The organism is Paraconexibacter sp., assembly GCF_041602235.1.
Classification (GTDB): Bacteria; Actinomycetota; Thermoleophilia; order Solirubrobacterales; family Solirubrobacteraceae; genus Paraconexibacter.
Genome location: NZ_JBFIGP010000196.1, coordinates 1 through 7,320, shown reverse-complemented (window position 1 = coordinate 7,320; position 7,320 = coordinate 1). Strand labels below are relative to the sequence as shown.

The following is a 7,320-nucleotide window of genomic DNA, read 5'->3' as shown; positions in this document are numbered from 1 at the left end:
CTGGCCTGAGGGTGCGACCTCGCCCGGGTACGAGCCGGGCTTCGCGTCGGGGTCGTCGGACTCGGCGCCGGGACGCGGACCGCCATGGCCACGACGGCCCATCGGCCGCTTGCCGTCGGCGAGATCGTCGAAGTGCTCGTCGAACCGCTCGAGCGCCTCGTCCCGCTGGGCGTCGGTCATCTTGCCGTCCTTCACCGCGGTCGCCAGCTTCTCGGAGAGCGCGGACCTGACGGCCTTCTTGACGTCGGCGATGTCCTTGCCCTCGGCCTTCGCGATCTCGTTGAGCGTCTTGCCGGACCGCAGCTGGGTACGCAGCTCGGTCTCGGTCAGCCCGAGAGCCTTCGCCGCGGACTCCGAGGCGCCGAACAACCCGCCGCGACCGCCGCGATGGTGGCCGTGACCGCGGCCGCCGGGGCCGCCGCGATGCGGCATGCCGAGCACGGTGCCGTTCTGGGCACGGCGTGCCTTCATCGCCTCACCCTGTTCCTTGGTGATCTTGCCGTCCTTGACGGCCTGGTCGATCTGGGCGTCCTGGGCGTCGCCGAGCGCCTTCTTCAGCTCCGACGGCGACACCTCCAGGTCCTTCGCCGCGTCGCTGAGGATCGCGGCCTCGGTCGCCTTTCGTTCGTCCTTGGTGGTCGCGGCGACCGCGGCGGCGCCGCCCGCGGCGACGACGGCGGCCACGCCGGTGGCTACTACTACGCGTCTGGTGATCATCGTGCCTCCTGCTTGAGGGTTTCCATGGTGAACAGCTCGGGGCGTGCGGTGCGCACGCGGATGAAGATCAGGACGAGCACCGGGAGCACGCACAGGGTGAGCAGCGCGGCGTACCAGGGCCGGGTCACGTCGGTACCCGATCCGATGACGTGGACGACGCCCAGGAGCCACGCCACCGCGGTGAGCCGGTGGATGCGCTTCCACCGTTCGCCGAGGATGCCGCGGGCGTAGGCCGACAGGCCGAGCACGATCAGCGCGTAGCCGGCGAGGATGCCGAGGCCCGTGAAGAACGGGCGGTAGGACATCGTGAACGGGACGAGGATGCCCGTGAGCCCGGGCTTCAACCAGGTGTCGAGGAGCAGCGTCGCGGCGTGCAGGATCAGCGCGACGAGCGCGGCGAGCGCGAGCGTCTCGTGCGCGGTGCGCAGCGTCGTGGCACGGCCCCGGCCCGGTGGCACGAGTCGCCCCCCGATCATCACGCCGAGTCCGACCGACGCGCTCGAGCAGACGATCGCGGCCGTGCCGGCGGCGCGACTGGTGATCCAGAGCAGGTGCGGGTCTCCGGCGGGCATGGTCAGCGGCGGGTGAAGCGCAGGCGTCGGTGGGCGGGAACGAGGTGCAGCTCCCCGTCGTCGGTGACGAAGGCGCCGCCGCGGGGGAGCGCGCGATGCGCGCGAAGCGGGCCGCTGAGCAGCGCGGTCTTCGCGCGGATCTCCGCCTCGAGGCCGGTCGGGGCCAGCGCGGTCGCCTGGACGATCCCGGTCCGCGCCGGTTCGCCGGTCCGCGGGTCGATCAGATGGTGCGCGGTCCGGCCGTCGTCGCTGCGCCAGGTCCGGCGGGTGACGCCGCTGGTGGCGATGGCGCCGGTGGTGATGTGCAGGTCGTGGATCGTGCGGTCACGGTCGTACGGGCTGGTGATCGTCACGAGGCGTCGCACACGCGCGCTGCCACCCATCCGCAGATCGCCGGCGCAGTCGATCGCCCAGGCCGGGAGCCCGGACAGGATCTCCGCGGCGATGTCCGCGGCCAGTCCCTTGCCCAGGCCGCCGCTGTCCAGCCGCACCCCGGGCGGGCGGATCACGTGACGCTCGTCGCTGCGGACGGCGGCCCAGGCGCCGGTGCCGGTCGCCGCCGCCGATCGGCGTGGCGCGGTGGTGGGGAGGCGGGAGAGGTCGTGGCGGTATCCGGCCGCCTCGACCGCGTCGAGCAGCGTCGCGTCGACCAGTCCGTCCGAGAGTCGGCCCGCGTGCCGTACCGCGTCGGCGAACCGCCGCAGGAGCGGGCCGGCGGGCACGTGCCCGCGCGGGTCCGCGTTCAGGCGCGACAGCTCGCTGCCGGGCTCGAAGCGGGTGAGCCGGACGTGCACGTCGGTGAGCGCGTCGCGGACACGGTCCAGGGCATCGGCGGCGATGCCCTCGTCGGGGTGCGAGACGCGGGCGGTCACCGTCGTCCCGAAGCAGGGGAAGCGCAGCTCGTGCTCGGTCGCGGTCGGCGTCGTCATGACTGCCCGCTCGTCATCGGCGCGGCCGGGGTGGCGTCGGTCGGCAGCGACTCGTCGTAGGAGCTCTCGGGCTCCTCGTAGACCTCGTAGGAGTCATCGGCGGACTCGAGGTCGTCGCTCTCGTCGGGCGTGAGCTCCGCGAAGTCCGAGCGCTCGTCGGTCGTCGCCGGGGTCGGCGACGTGGAGGTCTCGGTCGGCGTCGTGCCCGACGAGACGGACGCCGCGTCGCGCTGGGCGGGGACGTAGATCGCGACCCAGGCGGCGAGGAAGACCGCCACGGCCCCGCCCGCGACGCGCTTGCGCAGGGTACGCAGGCGCCGGGCCCGCGCCTCGCGGCGCTGGGCCGCGCGGTCGGGGTTCGCCGCGCCGGGCTGGTCGTGGTGGGGAGGGAGGGGCACGAGAACAACGGTCGCCGATGGCGCTGAGCCCGGCCTCAGGCTTTCCTGAGAGCGTTCTCAGGAAACGGTTTGCCGGGCTTTCCGGTGCCTCGTATCGTGGGTGCATGGACCGTCCCGCCCCACGCACACCCCGTGAACGCCTCGAGTACCGCGCCGCCCGCGCGCTCGCGGCGTTGCCGCCCCGCGCCCAGGTGCGCCTCTCGCGCCGACCACCGGTCACCGTGGACGGTCAGACGCTCGAGCCGGAGATCCAGTTGACGCTGGCGATGCTCGAGCGCCAGGGCCTGCCGCCGATGGAGACGCTCGGGGCGGTGGAGGCGCGCCGCCAGGTCGCGCGGCAGACCGCGGCGATCGCGGGCCCGCCGCTGCCGGTCGGCGCCGTCCGGGACCTCCACGTCGACGGTGCGGAAGGCTCCCTGGACGCCCGTCTGTACACGCCGCAGGAGATGGGTGGACCGCACCCGCTCCTGGTCTTCTTCCACGGCGGCGGCTTCGTCATCGGGGACCTCGACACGCACGACGCGGTGTGCCGGATGCTCTGCCGCCACGCCGGCGTCCACGTCCTGTCGGTCGCCTACCGTCTCGCTCCCGAGCATCCGTTCCCCGCCCCGGTCGACGACTGCCTGGCCGCCACGCGATGGGCGTTGTCCCACGCTCAGGAACTCGGCGCCGATCCGCGCCGGGTCGCGGTCGGGGGGGACAGCGCGGGCGGCAACCTCGCCGCCGTCGTCTCGCACGTGCTCGTGCGCGCCGGCGAGGACGCCCCGGTGTTCCAGCTGCTGCTCTACCCGGCGGTCGACGTGGCCGGCTCCCACCCCTCGCAGGAGCTGTTCGCGAACGGGTTCTTCCTGACCGAGGCGCAGATGGAGTGGTTCAAGGACCAGTACGTGGGGTCCGCCGACCCCGAGGACCCACGCCTCTCGGTCCTGCGCGCGGAGGACCTGTCGGGGCTGCCGCCCGCCCTGGTGGTGACCGCCGGGTTCGACCCGCTGCGGGACGAGGGCGAGGCCTACGCGCTGGCGTTGCGGCAGGCCGGGAACCTCGTCGCCGTGCGCCGCTTCTCGGGCCTGATCCACGGCTTCGCCAACGCGGCCACCGTCAGCCGGGTGTCGCGCGACGCGCTCATCGAGGTCGCGGGCGCGACGCGGGCGCTGCTGGCGACGGTGGTCGCCGACGCGCCGCTGCGCGACGAGGTGCCGGGGGCGTCCGTCGCGGGCGCGCCCGACTGACCTCGCCGGGGTCGCGCCGCGTGCGGGACCCCCGCCAGGGGTAGGGTCGCAGCAGGAGAGATCCCCAACCCAGGAGTCGCCGTGCCCCGCACCCACATCGAGACGACCGCCGGCCCCGTCCCCGCCGAGGACCTCGGTCGCACGCTTGTCCACGAGCACCTGCTGACCGTGAGCGACGTCGTCCGGTGCGAATGGCCGCACCTCGCCGACCCGCAGGCCGAGGAGGCCGCCGCGCTGGCCGCGATGCAGGCCGCCAAGGGACACGGCGTCCGCACCTGGGTCGATCCCGCGGTGATGAACCTCGGGCGCAACGCCGCCATGTCCAAGCGCGTGGCGGACGCCGCGGGGATGAACCTCGTCATGGCGACCGGCGCCTACGTGTACGAGAGCCTCCCGCGGTACTTCCGCTTCCGCGAGGGATCGGCGCTCACGGCGGCGTTCGTGCACGACCACGAACACGGGATCCAGGGAACGGGCGTCAAGCCGGGCTTCCTGAAGTGCGCGGTCGACGAGCACGGCATCACCGAGGACGTGGAGAAGGTGCTGCGGGCCGTGGCGGCCGCCCATCAGGAGACCGGCCTGCCGGTGATGAGTCACTGCCGCCTGAGCGGCGTGGCGCTCGGGCCGGAGGGACCGATCCCGCCGACGCCCGAGGAGCGCGAGAAGTCGCTGGCGCAGACCCTGCGCCAGATCGAGATCCTGGTCGACGAGGGCGGCGTGCCCGCCTCGGCCGTGCAGCTCGCGCACGTCGGCGACTGCAGCGACCTGGACATGATCGAGAAGGTGATCGAGACCGGGGTGTGGATCGGCCTGGACCGCTACGGCCTGGACATCTTCAACCCGTCGGCGTCACGCAACGCCACGACCGCCGAGCTCGTCCGTCGCGGATACGCCGACCGGCTCATGCTCGGGCAGGACTCCTGCGCGACCATCGACTGGTACCCGCCGGAGATGATTCCGGTTCTGGCGCCGCGCTGGCGGGCGACGCTGATCTTCGAGGAGGAGATCCCGGCGCTGGCCGACCTCGGCGTCACCGAGGACCACGTCGCGCAGATGCTCGACGTGAACCCGGCCGCCTGGCTCGCCGCGTAGCGGCTGGGGCGCGCACAGCACCGAGGCGTTGCGTCCCGCGCGCGCGAGCCGGTGCCGGAGCCGGCCGAGGAGGGCCTCCAACGACTCGTCCTCGGCGATCCGGCCGATCGCGGCGGCGCACGTCCCCCCGCGGGGCATCGTGTCGCGAAGCCGGTCGACGGCGTCGAACGCCGGGTCGAGCTCGGTCCCCAGGGCGGGGAGCAGGAGGAGACGGTCGTGGCTGTCGCGGCGCGGACCCACCTCGATCGCTCCGAGCTCCTCGAGCACCGCGGCGACGCGCTCCGCCCGGCGCCGCGGCTCGGCGCGCACGCGGACGAGGGCGGAGATCGGGAGTTCGGTGGTGGTGTCGGGCATGATCCTCAGACGGTCCGGGCGGCGGGCGTGGCGTGCCGCGCCGTCACCCCTGGCGCCTGCGACGGAGGACCAACCAGCCCGAGGGCACCGCGATCGCTGCTCCGAGCAGCATCACGAGGACGGCGTTGGCGCCGGTGAACGCGAGCGTCTGGGGCGTGGTTCCGGTGGCGGCCACCGGCGCTGCCGCGGGGGTGGCGGTCGTCGGCTCGGCGCCGGACGCCGTCTCGCCCAGGACGCCGCTCTCGGGCTCGGCGGTGGTCGTGGGCTCGGGGGTCGTCTCGGTCGGAGCGACGGTGGGAACGGTCGAGGTGTAGTCCTCGAGCGTGCTGGTGGTGTCGACGCCGCCCGCGCCGGTGGGGTCCTGGGCGAGGGCGGACGGTGCGCCGGCGAGGCTCACGGCCAGTGCGGCGACGACGGCGGCATGCGGGATACGCAAGGTGGTGCCTCCACGGAGTTCAGGGCAACCGTCGGGCCGCGTGAAGGCCGTCAGCAGTGCCAGGTTCCTGCACAGTCTCCTGACCGGTGGGTTGCCCCACCATCCCCATTTCCCACGGAGTTCGTCGTCTATTCGGCCAGTTGGCCACGCCGGCCCGTGGTCGGCGGCTCAGCGGCGCAGGCCGTCGAGCAGGAGCCCCGCCGTGTGCTCGGTGAACCGGGCGACCAGGCCCGCGTCGATCGGCTGACCGGTCGCCCCCTCGACCCAGGTCCGGGCGGAGAAGAGGAACTCGCAGGCGCCCACGAGCGTGGAGAAGAAGAAGGTGGGGTCGACGCCGGGCCGGAAGTCCCCGCTCTCCTCGCCGGCCGCGAGCAGACGGCGGTGGAAGTCCAGCAGCGGACGGGCGAAGGACTCGGCCATCCGGCCGTCGGGATCCCCCAGGCGTTCGCCGAGCGCGACCGCGTAGGGGTAGCGGACGTAGTTGGTGATGACCCCGGCGACGTGCCGTCGCAGCGTCTCGGCCGGCCCGAGGTCCAGGGCCGTCAGCCGGTCGAGCTGGACGACCACGTCGGCGACCGTGCGGGCCAGGAGCGCGTCGAGCAGCTGGGTCTTGCCCCCGAAGCAGTAGCTGACCATCGCCACGTTCACGCCGGCGCGGGCGCAGATCTCGCTCACCGAGGGCTCGTTTCCGGGTCGCTCGACGAGCAGCTCGTGCGCGGCCTGCAGGAGCTTCTCGGCGGTCAGATCTGCGCTGCGGGCCACGCGCCGATGATGCCAGCGCGGTTGACATCAATCAAACGGTCATTTAAACACCCGCTGGTGAGCGTTCTGGCGACGAAGGTGGACCGCGGCTCCGACGAGTTCGCACGGAAGCGGGCGGGCATGCTCGCGCTGCTCGACGAGCTGGACGGTCTGCTGGAGCAGTCCCGCGCCGGCGGCGGGGAGAGCAAGGTGGAGCGCCACCGCAAGCGCGGCAAGATGCTCCCGCGTGAGCGCATCGAGCTGCTGCTGGACCGCGACAGCGCGTTCCTGGAGCTCAGTCCGTTCGCCGCGTTCGGCACCGACTACGAGATCGGCGCCAGCGTCGTCACGGGGATCGGCGTCGTGGAGGGCGTGGAGTGCGTGCTGATCGCCAGCGACCCGACGATCCGGGGCGGCACGATCAACCCGTTCACCGGCCGGCGCTCGACCCGGGCCATGGAGGTCGCCGAGCAGAACCGCCTGCCGCTGATCTGGCTGGTGGAGTCCGGGGGCGCCGACCTGCCCAAGCAGGCCGAGATCTTCGTTCCGGGCGGTGACACGTTCCGTCGGCTCACCGTCCTGTCGAAGGCGGGCATCCCGACGATCTCGATCGTGTTCGGCAACAGCACCGCGGGTGGCGCCTACATCCCGGGGATGTGCGACTGGAACATCTTCATCAAGGACCAGTCGAAGGTGTTCCTCGGCGGACCCCCGCTCGTGAAGATGGCCACGGGCGAGGAGTCCGGGGACGAGGAGCTCGGGGGAGCCGACATGCACTCGCGCGTCTCGGGCCTCTCGGACTACATGGCCGTCGACGAGCAGGACGCCCTGCGGCTGGGTCGCCAGGTCGTG

At 73.1% G+C, this 7,320-nt stretch carries 9 protein-coding genes; 3 read left to right on the top strand and 6 right to left on the bottom strand.

Annotated elements, in window-relative coordinates; genetic code table 11:
• From ABYE80_RS14545 to ABYE80_RS14530, 4 genes are all read right to left on the bottom strand, one after another.
• Positions 1-717: hypothetical protein (locus tag ABYE80_RS14545; protein ID WP_372791006.1), on the bottom strand; the 717-nt coding region annotated here is incomplete at its 3' end.
• Positions 714-1,289: a ferric reductase-like transmembrane domain-containing protein gene (locus ABYE80_RS14540; protein ID WP_372791004.1), complete on the bottom strand. Its 576-nt coding sequence runs from the start codon at positions 1,287-1,289 to the stop codon at positions 714-716. The genes ABYE80_RS14545 and ABYE80_RS14540, both read right to left, overlap by 4 nt.
• Before the next feature lie 2 nt (positions 1,290-1,291).
• Complete coding sequence (locus ABYE80_RS14535; RefSeq protein ID WP_372791003.1) at positions 1,292-2,218, bottom strand: FAD:protein FMN transferase; 927 nt, start codon at positions 2,216-2,218, stop codon at positions 1,292-1,294.
• Positions 2,215-2,616, bottom strand: coding sequence for a hypothetical protein (locus ABYE80_RS14530; RefSeq protein WP_372791002.1), 402 nt, complete (start codon positions 2,614-2,616; stop codon positions 2,215-2,217). The genes ABYE80_RS14535 and ABYE80_RS14530 overlap by 4 nt, the downstream gene beginning before the upstream one ends.
• Before the next feature lie 104 nt (positions 2,617-2,720).
• Between ABYE80_RS14530 and ABYE80_RS14525 the strand changes: the two genes are divergently transcribed.
• Both ABYE80_RS14525 and ABYE80_RS14520 read left to right on the top strand, forming a co-directional pair.
• Positions 2,721-3,845 (top strand): alpha/beta hydrolase, encoded by a 1,125-nt coding sequence (locus tag ABYE80_RS14525; RefSeq protein ID WP_372791001.1) that lies wholly within the window; start codon positions 2,721-2,723, stop codon positions 3,843-3,845.
• A gap of 81 nt (positions 3,846-3,926) precedes the next feature.
• Positions 3,927-4,937, top strand: a complete 1,011-nt coding sequence (locus tag ABYE80_RS14520) for a phosphotriesterase (protein WP_372791000.1) — start codon at positions 3,927-3,929, stop codon at positions 4,935-4,937.
• Positions 4,938-5,334: 397 nt separating this feature from the next.
• Here ABYE80_RS14520 and ABYE80_RS14515 read toward each other — a convergent pair whose 3' ends face one another.
• Positions 5,335-5,727, bottom strand: coding sequence for a hypothetical protein (locus ABYE80_RS14515; protein ID WP_372790999.1), 393 nt, complete (start codon positions 5,725-5,727; stop codon positions 5,335-5,337).
• A gap of 168 nt (positions 5,728-5,895) precedes the next feature.
• Positions 5,896-6,489 (bottom strand): TetR family transcriptional regulator, encoded by a 594-nt coding sequence (locus ABYE80_RS14510; RefSeq protein ID WP_372790998.1) that lies wholly within the window; start codon positions 6,487-6,489, stop codon positions 5,896-5,898.
• 57 nt (positions 6,490-6,546) lie between these two features.
• On the opposite strand from ABYE80_RS14510, the gene ABYE80_RS14505 reads away from it, so the two are divergent.
• Positions 6,547-7,320: carboxyl transferase domain-containing protein (locus ABYE80_RS14505; RefSeq protein WP_372790997.1), on the top strand; the 774-nt coding region annotated here is incomplete at its 3' end.